Source organism: Paramixta manurensis (assembly GCF_013285385.1).
GTDB classification, from domain to species: domain Bacteria; phylum Pseudomonadota; class Gammaproteobacteria; order Enterobacterales; family Enterobacteriaceae; genus Paramixta; species Paramixta manurensis.
Genome location: NZ_CP054212.1, coordinates 1,258,461 through 1,275,227 on the forward strand (window position 1 = coordinate 1,258,461; position 16,767 = coordinate 1,275,227).

A 16,767-nucleotide genomic window follows, 5' to 3' on the forward strand; every position below is an offset into this window, starting at 1 on the left:
AGGGAGAGCAAGTCGCAACGAATAAGGGCGGCTGAAAGAGGTCGCCATCGCCGCATAGTTGTGCGGACAGAGATAAAAGAAGAGGTTAACTGATGACAGATAAGCGCAAAGACGGTTCAGGTAAGCTGCTGTACTGCTCTTTTTGCGGCAAAAGCCAGCATGAAGTACGTAAGCTGATTGCCGGGCCGTCAGTATATATCTGCGATGAGTGTGTCGATTTATGCAATGACATCATTCGCGAAGAGATCAAAGAAGTGGCACCGCATCGTGAACGTAGCGCGTTGCCGACGCCGCACGAAATCCGCCATCACCTCGACGATTATGTTATCGGTCAGGAACGGGCGAAGAAGGTTCTGGCCGTTGCGGTATATAACCACTACAAACGCTTACGTAATGGCGATACCAGCAATGGTATTGAGTTAGGTAAGAGCAACATTCTGCTGATTGGTCCGACCGGGAGCGGTAAAACGCTGCTGGCTGAAACGCTGGCGCGCCTGCTGGATGTGCCTTTCACCATGGCAGACGCCACTACATTAACCGAAGCGGGTTACGTGGGCGAGGATGTGGAAAATATCATCCAAAAACTGCTGCAAAAATGTGATTACGATGTGCAGAAAGCACAGCGTGGCATTGTGTACATCGATGAAATCGATAAGATTTCTCGTAAGTCGGATAACCCTTCCATCACGCGTGATGTGTCTGGTGAAGGGGTGCAGCAAGCGTTGCTTAAACTGATTGAAGGTACGGTCGCTGCCGTGCCGCCGCAGGGTGGACGTAAACATCCGCAGCAGGAGTTTTTGCAGGTAGATACTTCGAAAATTCTGTTTATCTGCGGTGGCGCGTTTGCCGGTCTGGATAAGGTGATTTCTCAGCGCGTAGAAACCGGAACCGGTATTGGTTTTGGCGCTACGGTGAAAGGTAAATCGCAGAAAGCCACTGAAGGGCAATTGCTGGAGCAGGTTGAGCCGGAAGATTTGATTAAGTTTGGTCTGATTCCTGAATTTATTGGGCGTCTGCCGGTTGTGGCAACGCTGAATGAACTGAGCGAAGAAGCGCTGATTCAGATCTTGCGCGAACCTAAAAACGCGCTGACCAAGCAGTACCAGGCATTGTTCAATCTGGAAGGCGTGGAGCTGGAGTTCCGTGACGAGGCGTTAACCGCTATCGCGAAGAAAGCGATGTCGCGTAAGACTGGCGCACGCGGTTTGCGCTCCATTGTCGAAGGCGCGTTGCTGGAAACCATGTACGATCTTCCTTCAATGGATGATATGGAAAAAGTGGTGATTGATGAGTCGGTTATTGATGGTCAATCTGAGCCTATGCTGATTTATGGAAAACATGAGGCACAGCAAGCCTCTGGCGAATAAATAAGCAAACTAATCCAGTTAGTTATCTAAAAAGGGGAAATTTTTTTCCCCTTTTACTTTTCTGCTGTTTTTCTCGTGCGCTTGACGTTGAATGTCTGGTGTTCATCCCCATATACTCAGTTACCTGTGGGATTAACTGCACATTCCCTGCATTATGCGGTTCCCATCACCTGGCGGAAATTAAACTAAGAGAGAGCTCTATGAATCCTGAGCGTTCTGAACGCATTGAAATCCCTGTGTTGCCATTGCGCGACGTGGTGGTTTATCCGCACATGGTAATTCCGTTGTTTGTTGGTCGGGAAAAATCGATTCGGTGCCTCGAAGCCGCCATGGATCACGATAAAAAGATCATGCTGGTTGCACAGAAAGAGGCTTCAACGGATGAACCTGGCATTAACGATCTCTTCTCGGTAGGGACCGTTGCATCCATTTTACAAATGCTCAAACTGCCGGATGGCACGGTGAAAGTGCTGGTAGAAGGCTTACAGCGTGCGCACATTACCACGCTGGCCGACAATGGCGATCATTTTACCGCCCAAGCCGAGTATTTGGTTTCGCCTGAGATTGAAGAGCGTGAACAAGAGGTGCTGGTTCGCACGGCTATCAATCAGTTTGAAGGCTACATCAAGCTTAATAAAAAAATTCCGCCGGAAGTGCTGACGTCGTTAAACAGCATTGACGATGCGGCTCGGCTGGCCGACACGGTTGCGGCGCATATGCCGTTAAAACTGGCGGACAAACAGTCGGTACTGGAAATGTCCGACGTTAATGAGCGTCTGGAATATCTGATGGCGATGATGGAGTCGGAAATCGACCTGTTGCAGGTAGAAAAACGCATCCGTAATCGCGTCAAAAAACAGATGGAAAAAAGCCAGCGCGAATACTATCTGAATGAGCAAATGAAGGCGATTCAGAAAGAGTTGGGCGAGATGGATGACGCGCCGGACGAAAATGAAGCGCTGAAACGTAAAATCGACGCGGCAAAAATGCCGAAAGAGGCGCGTGAAAAAACCGAAGCGGAGCTGCAGAAGCTGAAGATGATGTCGCCGATGTCAGCGGAAGCAACGGTAGTGCGCGGCTATATTGACTGGATGGTGCAAGTTCCGTGGAACGCGCGCAGCAAGGTGAAAAAAGATCTGCGTAAAGCGCAAGAAACGCTGGATACCGATCACTATGGTCTTGAGCGCGTAAAAGACCGCATCCTTGAATATTTAGCGGTACAAAGTCGCGTTAGCAAAATCAAAGGGCCGATCTTATGTCTGGTGGGGCCGCCGGGCGTGGGGAAAACCTCGCTGGGGCAATCCATCGCTAAAGCGACCGGGCGCAAATACGTGCGTATGGCGCTGGGCGGCGTGCGTGATGAGGCGGAAATTCGTGGTCATCGTCGTACCTACATTGGTTCCATGCCGGGCAAACTGATCCAGAAAATGGCGAAAGTAGGGGTAAAAAACCCGCTGTTCCTGTTGGATGAGATCGACAAAATGTCGTCGGACATGCGTGGCGATCCGGCATCGGCACTGCTTGAGGTGTTAGATCCGGAGCAGAACATCGCCTTTAACGATCACTATCTGGAGGTTGATTACGATCTCTCCGATGTGATGTTTGTCGCCACCTCGAACTCGATGAATATTCCGGCGCCGTTGTTGGACCGTATGGAAGTGATTCGTCTTTCGGGCTACACCGAAGATGAGAAGCTGAATATTGCCAAACAGCACTTACTGCCGAAGCAGATCGAGCGTAATGCGCTGAAGAAAACTGAAATCAGCGTTGATGATAGCGCGATTGTTGGCATTATCCGTTACTACACGCGCGAAGCGGGTGTCCGTAGCCTTGAGCGCGAGTTGTCGAAACTGTGTCGCAAGGCGGTAAAAGCGCTGCTGATGGATAAGTCGTTAAAACGCATTGATATCAATGGGGATAACCTGAAAGATTTCCTTGGCGTGCAACGCTTCGATTACGGTCGTGCCGATAGCGAGAACCGTGTGGGTCAGGTAACCGGTCTGGCATGGACAGAAGTCGGTGGTGATTTACTGACGATTGAAACCGCCTGTGTGCCGGGTAAAGGGAAACTGACCTATACCGGCTCGCTGGGTGAAGTGATGCAGGAGTCTATCCAGGCGGCACTTACCGTGGTGCGCGCGCGTGCCGAGAAGTTGGGCATCAATGGGGATTTCTACGAGAAACGTGATATTCACGTTCACGTACCGGAAGGCGCGACGCCAAAAGATGGCCCAAGCGCCGGTATCGCAATGTGTACCGCTCTGGTTTCCTGCCTTACCGGTAATCCGGTGCGTGCCGATGTGGCGATGACCGGTGAGATCACTTTACGCGGTCAGGTGTTGCCGATCGGTGGTTTGAAAGAGAAACTGTTGGCTGCGCATCGCGGCGGTATTAAAACCGTGTTGATTCCGGATGAAAACAAGCGCGATCTGGAGGATATTCCGGATAACGTGATTGCCGATCTGGAAATTCACCCGGTGAAACGTATCGAAGAAGTGTTGACCTTAGCACTGCAAAATGCGCCTTCTGGCATGCAGGTTACGACGGCAAAATAGAGATACGTAGCAGAAATCACGAAAAACCGAGGCTGGCAGGGCAATTGGGGCTTGCCAGCTTTTTTTTGTGCCGCTAATTTAGAGAGCTGTTGGAACAACAACACAGAGGATTCCCGTTGTTTCGGCTCAACAAGCTTGATATAACTGGCTGCGCGTTCGTACCGGGCTGGATGTTTGGGTGCGAGAGTGAATAATAAAGAGGGGATGAATAGAGTGAATAAGTCACAATTGATCGACAAAATTGCTGCAAATGCTGACATTTCCAAAGCGGCAGCGGGACGTGTATTAGATGCTTTTATGGGTTCGGTTTCTGACTCTTTGAAAGCAGGTGAAGAAGTGGCACTGGTTGGTTTCGGTACTTTCTCTGTACGTGAGCGCTCTGCGCGTACCGGGCGTAACCCCCAGACCGGTAAAGAAATCACTATTCCAGCGGGTAAAGTTCCGGGCTTCCGTGCCGGTAAAGCGCTGAAAGACTCCGTTAACTAATCGCGGTTCGCCCATTGAGGGAATTTCTTCGGTGGGATGAGGACTGGCAACGCGTTCTCATGTAACATACGGGCACATCAGGCAATTGATGTGCCTTTTTTTATCCTGAGATGTAATAAACGTTTTGGGTGATTGTCATAATATGGCCTGAAGCTGCCGGCCGAAGTGCAGCCGCGTGGAGCGTCGTGGAGAAAAGGACGAAAGCGCAAGGTTTACATTCACACTACAGCGGAGTGTTGTCATACCATGATGGACAATTTACGCGCGGCGTCGAACCATGTCGTGCTCAAAATTATTTTGGCTTTGATTATCCTGTCCTTTGTCCTTACTGGCGTGGGTAATTATTTGATCGGCGGTAATGGCGATTATGCCGCAAAAGTAAACGGTCAGGAGATCAGCCGGGCGCAGCTTGAAAGGGCTTTTGCCAACGAGCGTAGCCGCCAACAGCAGATGCTGGGCGACCAATTTTCTCAATTGGCCAGTAATGATGGCTACATGCGGCAGATCCGCCAGCAGGCGTTATCCCAGCTAATTGACGAGGCATTGCTCGATCAGTATGCGAAAACCCTCAAGTTGGGCATTAGCGATGATCAGATAAAGCAAGCCATCTTTACCCAGGCGGCATTTCAAACCAACGGTAAATTCGATAATGCTAAATACAACGGCATCATCAATAGCATGGGTTTTAGCGCCGATCAGTATGCCGAAGCGCTGCGTAAGCAACTGACTACCCAACAACTGGTTAACGCCGTTGTGGGAACCGATTTTATGCTGAATGGTGAAACCGATGCGTTAGCGGCACTGGTTTCTCAACAACGTTTGGTGCGTGAAGCCACGATTAATGTGGACGCGCTGGCGGCTAAACAGTCGGTTAGCGATGACGAAATCAAAAATTACTATCAGCAGAATAAAAACAGCTTTATGTCGCCAGAACAATTCCGCGTTAGCTACATCAAGCTGGATGCTGCCAGCATGCAGGAAGCGGTGAGCGATGCGGATATTCAAAGCTGGTATGATCAACATAAAGCGGATTACACCCAGCCGCAGCGCACCCGCTACAGCATTATTCAGACTAAAACGGAAGCGGATGCACAGGCGGTATTGGCCGAGCTGAACAAAGGCACTGACTTTGCTTCGCTGGCGAAAGAGAAATCCATTGATCCGATTTCAGCACGCAAAGGCGGCGATATGGGCTGGCTGGAGCCGGAAACCACGCCTGACGAGTTAAAAAATGCCGGTCTGACCCATAAAGGGCAACTATCCGGTGTGGTGAAATCCTCGGTCGGTTTTCTGGTGGTTCGCCTGGATGATATTCAGGCAGAGCAAGTTCAACCGCTGGCGGATGTGCGCAACGCGATTGCTGACAAGGTGAAGCAGGAAAAAGCGCTGGATACCTGGTATAAGCTGCAGCAAAAAGTTAGCGATGCGGCCAGTAATGACAATGAGTCGCTGGTGAGCGCAGAGCAAGCGGCAGGCGTGAAAGCGGTTGAGACCAATTGGTTTAGCCAGGATAACGTTCCTGAAGAGCTGAACTTTAAACCTGTAGAGCAGGCTATTTTTAATGGCGGCTTGTTGGGTGAGAACGGTACACCGGGCAGCAATTCCGACATTATTACCGTTGATGGCGATCGGGCATTTGTCCTGCGCATCAGCGAGCATAAGCCGGAAGCGGTGAAACCGTTGAACGAGGTTCAGGCGCAAATTGCCGATACGCTGAAGCACACGAAAGCGACGCAGCAGGCAAAAGCCGATGCGGATAAAATCCTCGCCGATCTGAAAGCCGGTAAGCAAGATGCGCTGAAAGCGGCCGGGTTGACTTTTGGCGCTGCGCAAACGCTAAGTCGTAATGGTCAGGATGCGATAACGCAGGCAGCCTTTGCCCTGCCGCAGCCGCAACAGGATAAACCCTCTTATGGCACCAGCGAAGATATGCAGGGCAATGTTATTTTGCTGGCGTTGGATGAGGTGAAATCAGGCACCATGCCGGACGCGCAGAAGAAGGCGATGGTGCAGGGCGTGACGCAAAACAACGCGCAAATCGCCTTTGAAGCGATGCTGAGCAACCTGCGCAAAGAGGCGAAAATCAAATACGGCGCTGGCGCGCAATTGCAGTAAACCCCGCACCGTATATGTAATTCGTTGCAACATTAAAGGCCGCTTTCGCGGCCTTTTCCATCTCTGTTGATTGCCATTTGTTCTCTGTTTGCGCTATCGCTAAGGTTATCCGTGCTGTCAAACACACGGAGGAAATACAGCATGCAGAAGAACGTTATTAATGCTTTTTGTTTATCTTTGGCGCTTGGGTGCGCTGCGGCTTTGTCGTGGGGAAGTTATGCGGTAGCGGCGGGAGAAACGCCAACGCTGGCGGAAGAAGCGCTGCCCGCGACGTTAATAACTGATGATGTACCGGTGAGTATTAATACCGCCAGTGCACAGGAACTGGCGGCGGCATTGAATGGCGTGGGTTTAAAAAAAGCGGAGGCCATTGTGAGTTACCGCGATCAATATGGCCCTTTCACCCAGCTTGAACAATTGAAGGAGGTGCCCGGTATGGGGAGCCTATTGGTTGAACGTAATTTGTCCCGTTTGAAATTGTGATCGTCTTCGCAGCAATAATCGGATGAGAGCGTGAAGTTTTTAACTTGCTGCTAATCTGTAAGAGGTCATACCAGTTGGTGTGACCTTATCTTGATTGAGGCAATCACGCTATGCAGACAACGATAAAAGTTCGCGGTTACCATCTGGATGTTTACCAACACGTTAACAATGCACGCTACCTGGAGTTTTTGGAAGAAGCCCGCTGGGAATGGTTAGAGCGACTGGATTCATTTCACTGGTTAGTGGAAAACCGTATGGCGTTTGTAGTGGTGAATATCAACATCAACTACCGCCGCCCGGCAGTAATGGGAGATGTGCTGAGCATTGAGAGTAAGCTGTTGCAGCTAAACGGTAAAAGTGGCGTTATTGGGCAAAACATTACGCTGGCAAACGATCACACTCCGGTTGCCGATGCGACGCTTACCTTTGTCTGTATTGATTTATCCAGCCAGAAGGCGTTACCGCTGGAAGGGGAGTTAAAAATGCGGATGGAGGCCATGCTGGGGTAACGGACGGGGGAATAGATTACCCCCGTTAAATTATGCCAGGCCGGTTTTAGCCTTCATTTTTTCCAGAATGGGCTGGCGGTTATCCAGATAATTTTGTAAACCGCGCGCGCGCAAATGGCAGGCGGCACATTCACCACAGCCGTCGCCTTTAATGCCGTTATAACAGGTCAGCGTCTGGTTGCGGACCAGCGGAAGCTGCTGCCAATAGTCTGCCAGGGCCCAGGTTTCGGCTTTATCCAGCCACATTAACGGCGTTTCAAACCGTATATTGCGCGCCATGCCCAGTTCGATGGCATGATTAAGCGCCTTAACGAACTCATCGCGGCAGTCGGGGTAACCGGAAAAATCAGTTTCGCACACGCCAGTGATGACCGCTTCAGCCTCGACCTGGTAAGCATATACCGAAGCCAGAGTAAGAAAGAGGATGTTTCGCCCCGGCACGAAGGTGCTGGGTAAACCGCTGGTTGCGGCATCGTAGCCCGGCACGGGGATGTTGTCGCGCGTCAGGCTGCTGACTGCCAGGTCGTTAAGCAGAGTAACATCCAGTACTTTATGCGCGCGTGCGCCTAACTGCCGGGAGAGTTCGCGGGCAACCTCAATTTCCTGACGATGGCGCTGCCCATAATCGAACGTGACGCAATGCACTTCATCATATTGCTGTAATGCCTGAATCAAACAGGTGGTTGAGTCCTGTCCGCCGCTAAATACTACTACCGCACGTCTCATCTATTCCGCCTTACTGTCAATTTCTGGCGCTTATGGTACTGCCAGAACCCGGCAAAGGGTAGCCCGAATCAATGAATGGCAACCGGCGGTGGGATCCATGCGCGAGTGAAATCGAACCAGCCTAACGCGTTAAGGTGAATCCCTTCTACACCCGGCGGTGCGCTAACCTGGTAGCGGTAATTAAACAGCGGCAGGATGGTGGCATCATGCATCAATTGTCCAAAGGTATTTTTTAACCCCTGAATGCGCGTGGTTTCGTGCGCATCAGCCTGTATCACCCGTAAGCGTTGCAGGAGAGCCGCGTAGCGCGGTTCGGATAATAGCGTCGGCCAGATAGGATCAAGCCGCAACCAACTCTCAAGCGTAAATTCCGGCGCCTCGCCAATCAGTCTATCGCCCATGATCAAATCGGCGCTCTCCAGCGGGTGATAATCGGACCAATCTTTCGCCGCATGAAAATGTACATCGAGATGACACTGGTGCTGCGCCAGTAGCTCTTTCAACTTTTGCGCCATCGCGTGCAACTCGACTGGCAAATGGTAATGAAGCGTCAGCTTCGCCGGTAGGTCGGCGCTTGCTTCTGCTTGCCACACCGGTAGCGGCCAGTCGGGTAACATTTCATTGGTTGGCGTGATCAACCCTTCATCAATCGGCAACTGCCCGATAATGCCCGATTGCTGGATCAGCATCATGATTCTGCGGGCCTGCGCCTGGTTAAAACCCGGACGCTGGTGAGCCGCCAAATAGCAAAAGCCGAGGCTAATGCTGTTGCTTACCGGCCGCAGTAAAGCCAACTCATTCGGTTCACCAATCGCGATCTGTACCGGGTGGCGGCAACTGGTGCCCAGTTCACTGTCAAACAACTGCGGTGTAATCCAGTATTCAATCGCCTGCATAAGTGGATGTGGGCGATGGTACCAACCATGACTCTCAATCCGCACCAGATCGGCGCTAAAACTGGTCAGGCGATAAGGCCCGCAGCCAATCTCTTCATCGACAGGATGTGGCAGCAGACATTCGCCGGTTGCCAGACGATGGGCTAGCCACTGATCCGGATAATGGAGGGTGAAGCGTAGACATAGTGCATGCGCCAGTTCAATGGTTTTAACGCTGGCGAGCAGTTTTGCGCCCTCCGGGCTATCAAGGATGTGTTGGAGCCGTTGCTGTAGCTGAAGCGCGCTGAGGGGCTCGCCATTATGCCAGTGTAGCTGCGGGCGTAAAAAAAAGAACCACTCGGTTTGCTGTGGATTACATACCCAATGATGCGCCAGATCCGCCACCACCCGGTCGTGATCAAAACGGGTTAACCCGGCGAAAATTTGCCGCACCAGATGCTGCTCGGCCCGGCCACTGATGCGCAGTGGTCGTAGCGGATCAAGCGGGCGGTAATACGGAATACGCAAGGTTGGCATATCGTTAAGCCACTGCCCGCCCATAAAAGGTTGCAACAAGTGGCTTAGTTGTTCAGGCGCCAGTTGAGCCAACTGCAATGCATGCTGCGGCTGACCATTATCCAGTTGCTGACGTAGTAATTCGCTACGAAGGTGGTCTGGCGTTTGCAGAAAGCGTAGCGTGCCGCGTTTACCGCGCCCGGAGCTGGCGTGCCAGGTTAACCAACCAACCTCTTGCCACTGTTTCAGTAGGGTTCGGATATGGCGTTCACTGCAAAAACAGTGCGCCGCCATTTCCGCGACGCTGGTTTGCTGGGATGCGCCGTGACTGTGTTGCCAAAGGCGCGTGAATTGATTAAGGCGGTTAAGTTGTCGCATACCTAAACCCGGAACAGTTTTGTAAAAGTATTCACTATTAGTTCCGTAAATGCCAGGCGATACTTTGAGCTTCCGGTTATAGAGCAGGAGAGAGGCGGTGCGTTTAGCGGCTTTTGACATGGATGGCACATTATTGATGCCAAACCATCAGTTAGGTGAAAAAACGTTGGCGACGCTGATGGCATTGCAGGACAGAGAGGTGGTGCTGGCATTCGCCACAGGTCGACATTTACTGGAGATGAATATCCTGCGCGCGCAAACGACGCTTAATGCGTTTTTGATCACCGGTAATGGCACGCGCATTCATGATACAGAAGGGAACCGTCTGTTTGCCTGCGATCTAGACCCATCCGTCGCGGAGGAAGTGGTGCATTCGCACTGGCAAACCACCGCCAGCATGCATGTGTTTAATGATGATGGCTGGTTTACCGCCAAAAATGTGCCGGAAGTATTACAGGCGCATCAGATCAGTGGGTTTCGCTATCACCTGATGGATCCGCGCCATATTCCCGCACATCAGGTCACCAAGATCTGCTTTTTGGGCGAGCATGACGAACTTTGTCGGTTACAAGGCACGTTACTGGATGCTTTAGGTGGCCGGGCACACTTATGTTTCTCAGCGTGGGATTGTTTAGAAATCCTGCCGGTTAGTTGCAATAAAGGGGCCGCGCTGGCTTTCTTGAGCGCACATTTAGGATTGACGCTGGCCGATTGCATGGCATTTGGCGATGCGATGAACGACCGTGAAATGCTGGAAAGCGTCGGGCAGGGCTTCATTATGGCCAATGCGATGAACCAGTTGAAAAGCGTATTGCCACATTTACCGGTTATTGGACATTGCGAGACACAAGGTGTGTCTCACTATTTAAATCACTGGCTTACCACACCGCACCTCGCCTATTCCCCCGAATATTGAGGCTTTCCCAGTGGCCGGGCAGGACGCCCGGCTCTCTTATTCTTCCAGTTCACGTTGCCATAATGAAATATCGCCAATCTGTTTGGCTATCCACTCGGGCTGATAGTAGGTATCGGGATAACGTTCGCCGCTGTCGCATAACAGAGTGACAATCGCTCCCTGGCGGCCCTGTTGTTTCATCTGTTTCGCCACCTGTAGCGCACCCCAAAAATTCGTGCCGGTTGAGGCGCCAACCTTGCGGCCTAATAATTTACTCAGATAGTACATGGCCGCCACGGAAGCACCGTTCGGCACGCGCAGCATCTCATCAATCACGTCGGGAATAAAAGAGGGTTCCACCCGTGGGCGACCAATGCCTTCGATTTTACTGCCATTGACGCTGCGTAACGCGGCATCGCGCGTTTGCCAGTACTCCAGAAACACGGAGTTTTCCGGGTCGACCACCACCAGGCGCGTCGGATGCCCCTGATAACGCAGATAGCGGCCAATGGTTGCCGAGGTTCCACCTGTACCGGCGCTCATCACGATAGTCTCCGGTATAGGGAAAGGTTCATTCATCATCTGCCGAAAGATACTTTCAGCAATATTGTTATTGCCGCGCCAGTCTGTCGCGCGTTCGGCATAAGTGAACTGATCCATAAAGTGACCATTCAGGTCGCGCGCTAAGCGTTCTGACTCCGCGTAGATCTGGCAGGGATCGTCAACAAAATGACAGTGGCCGCCATAAAACGCGATCTGTTCAATTTTACGTTTCGCAGTGCTGGCCGGCATAACGGCAATAAACCGCAGGCCAAGTAAACCAGCAAAATAGGCTTCTGAAACCGCAGTGCTACCGGAGGAAGCCTCAATAATAGTGGTGTCTTGCTTAATCCAGCCGTTACACAGCCCGTAGAGAAACAGTGAACGCGCCAGGCGATGCTTCAGGCTACCGGTCGGGTGTGTACTCTCATCTTTCAGATAGAAGATAATGCCTGGCAGGCTCGGTAACGTAAGGCGGATCAGGTGTGTTTCCGCCGAGCGCTGAAAATCAGCATTAATTTCTTTTATTGCCTGTGTGACCCAAGAGCTGTTCATCATCATCTTATTCCGTTAATTCTTTGCGCACAGCGTAAAGCATTGGCAGGAAAAAAGGTTTGCTTTATTTCCTGTATAATCGGTAAAACAGAGAAAAAAATTCTCCAGGCAACCCATATGTTAGATAAAATTGACCGTAAATTACTGGCTTTACTGCAACAAGATTGTACCTTGTCGCTGCAAGCGTTGGCTGACGCGGTAAATTTGACCACTACACCTTGTTGGAAACGGCTGAAAAAGCTGGAGGAAGACGGCATTATCCGGGCTCGCGTAGCGTTGCTAGATAATGAAAAGCTGGGGTTGTCATTAACCGCCTTTATGCTGATTAAAACCCAACAACACAGTAGCCTTTGGTATCAGCAATTTGTTGAAGTGGTGCAGGGCATGCCAGAAGTAATGGCCTTTTATCGTATGGCTGGCGAGTACGACTATTTGCTGCGTGTGCAGGTGGCAGATATGAAACGTTATGATGCATTTTATAAACGGTTAGTGAACGGTGTTGCGGGGCTGATTGATGTCACATCGAGTTTCGCCATGGAAGAGATAAAATATACTACGGCATTGCCGGTTAACCCCTAGCTTGCCGGGAGGTGTTCTGGCGCCGCTCACCCAATAAGGAAGCGATCGTGTGCGATTATTTAGCCAATTAAGCTGGTACTTTTTACGAGAATGGCGTCGATACCTTGGCGCGGTTTTTCTGCTGATTGTGATTGCCATTTTACAACTGTTACCGCCGAAACTGGTCGGTATTATTATTGATGGCGTTACGCATCACAGCCTGTCCGTAGGGCGCATTATGGGCTGGATTGGCGTCATGCTGGCGGTTGCGGTGGTGGTGTACTTGCTGCGCTATGTTTGGCGTGTCCTGCTGTTTGGCGCCTCTTATCAACTGGCGGTAGAGCTACGTGAAGATTTTTATCGCCAGCTTAGCCGCCAGCATCCTGAATTTTATCTGCGTCACCGTACCGGTGATTTGATCGCCCGCGCTACTAACGATGTTGACCGCGTCGTGTTCGCCGCAGGCGAAGGCGTTCTTACGCTGGTTGACTCGTTAGTGATGGGGTGCGCGGTGCTAGTGGTAATGGCAACGCAAATCAGTTGGCAACTGACGCTGCTGGCATTGTTACCGATGCCGATCATGGCGTTAGTGATCAAGCGTTACGGCGATCGGCTTCATCAGCGTTTTAAACTGGCGCAGGCGGCCTTCTCTTCGCTGAACGATCGGGCGCAAGAGAGCCTGACCAGTATCCGCATGATCAAGTCCTTCGGGCTGGAGGATAACCAATCGCAACAGTTTGCGGCGATTGCCCGCGATGCCGGTGAGAAAAATATGCGCGTGGCGCGGGTTGACGCACGTTTTGATCCCACGATTTATATCGCGGTTGGAATGTCGAATTTTCTCGCCATTGCGGGCGGAAGTTGGCTGGTTTGGCAGGGTGACATGACGCTCGGTCAACTGACCAGTTTTGTGATGTACCTGGGTTTAATGATTTGGCCAATGCTGGCGCTGGCATGGATGTTCAATATTGTAGAGCGCGGGAGCGCTGCCTGGAGCCGTATTCGGGAGTTTTTAAAAGAGGCGCCAGCGGTTGAAGATGGCGAGAAATTGCTACCGGAAGGGCGCGGAGTTCTGCAGGTTGCCATCCGTGAGTTCCACTATCCGGGTAGCCAAATGCCCGCATTACGTAATATCAACCTTAACCTGAAGCCCGGGCAAATGTTAGGGCTGTGCGGGCCGACCGGCGCCGGCAAAAGCACGTTATTGAGCCTGATCCAACGCCACTTTGATATTCAGCAGGGCGATATTCGTTATCACGCGATTCCGCTTCCGCAGTTACGCATTGATAACTGGCGTAGTCGGCTGGCGGTGGTTAATCAAACGCCGTTCCTGTTTTCGGACAGCGTGGCGGCGAATATTGCGCTTGGGCGCCCCAATGCCACTCAACAAGAAATTGAGCAGGCGGCACGTTTAGCCAGCGTGCATGACGATATTTTACGTTTACCGCAAGGGTATGAAACCGAAGTGGGTGAGCGTGGCGTTATGCTCTCTGGCGGCCAAAAACAGCGGATTTCTATTGCTCGCGCGTTACTGCTAAATGCGGAAATTTTAATCCTTGATGATGCCTTATCGGCGGTTGATGGGCGTACTGAACATCAGATTTTGCATAACCTGCGTACATGGGGAGAAGGGCGGACCATCATTATCAGCGCGCATCGACTCTCGGCGCTAACCGAGGCCAGCGAAATCCTGGTTATGCAACACGGCGTGGTGGTACAGCGTGGGCGGCATGACACTCTGACGCGCGAGAGCGGTTGGTACAATGAAATGTACCGGTATCAACAGCTTGAAGCTGCGCTGGATGAGGATGAAATGGAAAAAGGAGTTCCACATGGTTAAGGTTGCGCGGCTGTGGCCGACGCTCAGGCGGCTACTGGCTTATGGTAAACCCTGGCGCAAATCTCTTGGCCTGGCGGTATTAATGTTGTGGATTGCCGCTGCCGCTGAAGTATTGGGGCCGGTGCTGGTCAGCTATTTTATTGACCATATGGTGGCGAAACATCACTTTCCGTTAGGAATAATAAGTGGCCTGGCGGTGAGTTTCATTTTACTTCAGCTACTGGCGGCGGCGCTGCATTATTACCAGGCGCTGCTGTTCAATCAGGCGGCGGTTGGCGTGGTGCAACGGCTACGTACCGATATTATGGATGCGGCGTTGCGCCAGCCGTTAAGCGCGTTCGATACGCAACCGGTCGGGCAAATTATCTCACGCGTTACCAACGATACCGAAGTGGTGAAAGATCTCTACGTCACGGTGGTGGCGACAGTATTGCGCAGCGCGGCGCTAATTGGCGCGATGCTGGTGGCGATGTTTAGCCTTGATTGGCGTATGGCGCTGGTTGCACTGGTTATCTTTCCACTGGTGCTAACGGTAATGATGATTTACCAACGCTACAGTACGCCGATTGTTCGGCGCGTGCGTAGTTACTTAGCCGATATTAATAATGGCTTTAACGAAGTCATTAACGGAATGAGCGTCATCCAGCAGTTTCGTCAACAAGCTCGTTTTGGCGAGCGGATGGGGGAGGCTAGCCGTTCGCACTATCTGGCGCGTATGGAGACGTTGCGGCTGGATGGGTTCTTGTTACGCCCACTGTTAAGCCTTTTTTCCGCCCTCATTTTATGTGGTTTGGTATTACTGTTCAGCTTCTCACCGAGCGGCGTCTTCGAGGTGGGGGTGTTATATGCCTTTATTAGTTACCTCGGGCGGTTAAATGAACCGTTAATTGAGCTGACCACGCAACAATCAATGCTACAGCAGGCGGTGGTTGCCGGTGAGCGCATTTTTGAGTTGATGGATGCGCCACGCCAGCATTACGGCAATGACACACTCCCCTTAGCAAGCGGTCGAATTGACGTCGAGCATGTGAGCTTCGCGTACCGTGACGATCGTTATGTATTGACCGATATTAACCTCACGGTGCCGTCACGAGGTTTTGTAGCATTGGTCGGGCATACCGGTAGTGGCAAGAGTACGCTGGCGAATTTACTGATGGGGTACTATCCACTTTCGCAAGGAGATATTCGCCTTGATGGTCGTCCATTGGCGGGGTTGAGCCACCAGGCGTTGCGGCAAGGGGTCGCGATGGTTCAACAAGATCCGGTAGTGTTAGCCGAATCTTTCTATGCCAATGTCACGCTTGGACGGGATATTAGTGAGGATGAAGTGTGGCGGGTACTGGAAACCGTGCAGCTTGCGCCGCTGGCGCGCAGCCTGAGTGAGGGCATCCATACCCGACTGGGTGAACAAGGCAATAACCTCTCCGTTGGGCAGAAGCAACTTTTGGCGATGGCGCGTGTGCTGGTCGCTGCGCCACAAATTTTGATTCTGGATGAAGCCACCGCGAATATTGACTCCGGTACCGAGCAGGCGATTCAGCGTGCGCTACGCCTGGTTCGGCAGCAAACCACGCTGGTGGTGATTGCGCATCGGCTCTCAACCATTACCGAAGCCGATACCATATTGGTCCTGCACCGTGGGCAAGCGGTCGAGCGAGGCACCCACCAGGCATTACTGGCGCAGCAAGGGCGTTATTGGCAAATGTATCAACTACAACTGGCAGGCGATGAACTTGCGTCGGGCATTGTTGCTAGCGTGACAGACTGATTTGCACCTTTTTTGCGCGCATTTATCAGAATGTTCCGTCTTGATGCACCTGGTTAACGCGTAACGCACCTCAATGGTGCGTTTTTTTTCGCCGTAAGATTGCCTCTCTGCCGTTGCGCTATCAATGTGCGTGCGTAGCCTCAGTATCCGCCTGATTAATCTCCAGCAACCCACCCATTTTTAATTTATGGCACAGGCTTTGCTTTAATCCTGCTGTGTTGGCTATTACTTACGATTTTACTTACCTGGAGGGGATCATATGAAGCTGGTTACCGTGGTAATCAAACCGTTCAAACTTGAGGACGTGCGTGAGGCGCTCTCCTCTATCGGTATTCAGGGGCTAACCGTCACCGAGGTGAAGGGGTTTGGTCGCCAGAAGGGCCATGCGGAGTTGTACCGTGGCGCTGAATACAGCGTGAATTTCCTGCCAAAAGTAAAAATTGATATTGCGATTGCCGACGATCAGCTTGATGAAGTGATCGATGTCATTAGCAAAGCTGCCTACACCGGCAAAATTGGCGACGGTAAGATCTTTGTTGCTGAACTGCAACGAGTCATCCGTATTCGTACCGGCGAAACCGACGAAGCAGCGCTTTAATCT

The 16,767-nt window shown here is 51.7% G+C and carries 14 protein-coding genes; 11 read left to right on the forward strand and 3 right to left on the reverse strand.

Annotation, left to right across the window (positions count from 1 at the left end; translation table 11 throughout):
• The first annotated feature begins 92 nt into the window (after positions 1-92).
• The 6 genes from clpX to PMPD1_RS06155 all read left to right on the forward strand — a co-directional run bounded on the left by clpX (position 93) and on the right by PMPD1_RS06155 (position 7,515).
• Entirely contained in the window at positions 93-1,367 is a 1,275-nt protein-coding gene (gene clpX / locus PMPD1_RS06130) for an ATP-dependent protease ATP-binding subunit ClpX (RefSeq protein WP_173633209.1), read from the forward strand.
• Positions 1,368-1,567: 200 nt separating this feature from the next.
• The gene (gene lon, locus PMPD1_RS06135) at positions 1,568-3,922 is read left to right on the forward strand and encodes an endopeptidase La (protein WP_173633210.1); all 2,355 of its coding nucleotides are present in this window, start codon (positions 1,568-1,570) and stop codon (positions 3,920-3,922) included.
• 213 nt (positions 3,923-4,135) lie between these two features.
• A complete protein-coding gene (gene hupB, locus PMPD1_RS06140) occupies positions 4,136-4,408 on the forward strand; it encodes a nucleoid-associated protein HU-beta (protein WP_173633211.1) in 273 nt (90 codons plus the stop codon).
• Positions 4,409-4,654: 246 nt separating this feature from the next.
• Positions 4,655-6,523 (forward strand): peptidylprolyl isomerase, encoded by a 1,869-nt coding sequence (gene ppiD, locus PMPD1_RS06145; RefSeq protein ID WP_173633212.1) that lies wholly within the window; start codon positions 4,655-4,657, stop codon positions 6,521-6,523.
• A gap of 141 nt (positions 6,524-6,664) precedes the next feature.
• On the forward strand, positions 6,665-7,006 hold the full coding sequence (locus PMPD1_RS06150) for a helix-hairpin-helix domain-containing protein (protein WP_173633213.1): 342 nt from the start codon (positions 6,665-6,667) through the stop codon (positions 7,004-7,006).
• A gap of 110 nt (positions 7,007-7,116) precedes the next feature.
• Positions 7,117-7,515 (forward strand): YbgC/FadM family acyl-CoA thioesterase, encoded by a 399-nt coding sequence (locus PMPD1_RS06155; protein ID WP_173633214.1) that lies wholly within the window; start codon positions 7,117-7,119, stop codon positions 7,513-7,515.
• Between the two features lie 30 nt (positions 7,516-7,545).
• Here the strand turns inward: PMPD1_RS06155 and queC are convergent, their stop codons facing one another.
• On the reverse strand, positions 7,546-8,241 hold the full coding sequence (queC, locus tag PMPD1_RS06160; protein ID WP_173633215.1) for a 7-cyano-7-deazaguanine synthase QueC: 696 nt from the start codon (positions 8,239-8,241) through the stop codon (positions 7,546-7,548).
• 68 nt (positions 8,242-8,309) lie between these two features.
• On the reverse strand, positions 8,310-10,010 hold the full coding sequence (locus PMPD1_RS06165) for an SgrR family transcriptional regulator (RefSeq protein ID WP_173633216.1): 1,701 nt from the start codon (positions 10,008-10,010) through the stop codon (positions 8,310-8,312).
• Positions 10,011-10,107: 97 nt separating this feature from the next.
• Here PMPD1_RS06165 and cof point away from each other — a divergent pair, with 97 nt between their 5' ends.
• Positions 10,108-10,926, forward strand: a complete 819-nt coding sequence (gene cof / locus PMPD1_RS06170) for an HMP-PP phosphatase (RefSeq protein ID WP_173633217.1) — start codon at positions 10,108-10,110, stop codon at positions 10,924-10,926.
• A 36-nt stretch (positions 10,927-10,962) separates the two neighbouring features.
• Here the strand turns inward: cof and PMPD1_RS06175 are convergent, their stop codons facing one another.
• A complete protein-coding gene (locus tag PMPD1_RS06175) occupies positions 10,963-12,000 on the reverse strand; it encodes a PLP-dependent cysteine synthase family protein (RefSeq protein ID WP_173636130.1) in 1,038 nt (345 codons plus the stop codon).
• A 117-nt stretch (positions 12,001-12,117) separates the two neighbouring features.
• Between PMPD1_RS06175 and PMPD1_RS06180 the strand changes: the two genes are divergently transcribed.
• The 4 genes from PMPD1_RS06180 (at position 12,118) to glnK (ending at position 16,764) form a co-directional block, all read left to right on the forward strand.
• Positions 12,118-12,579: an Lrp/AsnC family transcriptional regulator gene (locus tag PMPD1_RS06180; protein WP_173633218.1), complete on the forward strand. Its 462-nt coding sequence runs from the start codon at positions 12,118-12,120 to the stop codon at positions 12,577-12,579.
• Between the two features lie 49 nt (positions 12,580-12,628).
• Positions 12,629-14,398 carry a SmdA family multidrug ABC transporter permease/ATP-binding protein gene (locus PMPD1_RS06185; protein WP_173633219.1) on the forward strand — a complete coding sequence of 590 codons (1,770 nt, stop codon included), beginning with the start codon at positions 12,629-12,631 and terminating at the stop codon, positions 14,396-14,398.
• Entirely contained in the window at positions 14,391-16,166 is a 1,776-nt protein-coding gene (locus PMPD1_RS06190; protein ID WP_173633220.1) for a SmdB family multidrug efflux ABC transporter permease/ATP-binding protein, read from the forward strand. Before PMPD1_RS06185 ends, PMPD1_RS06190 begins: the two co-directional genes overlap by 8 nt.
• Positions 16,167-16,425: 259 nt before the next feature.
• Complete coding sequence (glnK, locus tag PMPD1_RS06195; protein ID WP_009114005.1) at positions 16,426-16,764, forward strand: P-II family nitrogen regulator; 339 nt, start codon at positions 16,426-16,428, stop codon at positions 16,762-16,764.
• Positions 16,765-16,767: the final 3 nt, after the last annotated feature.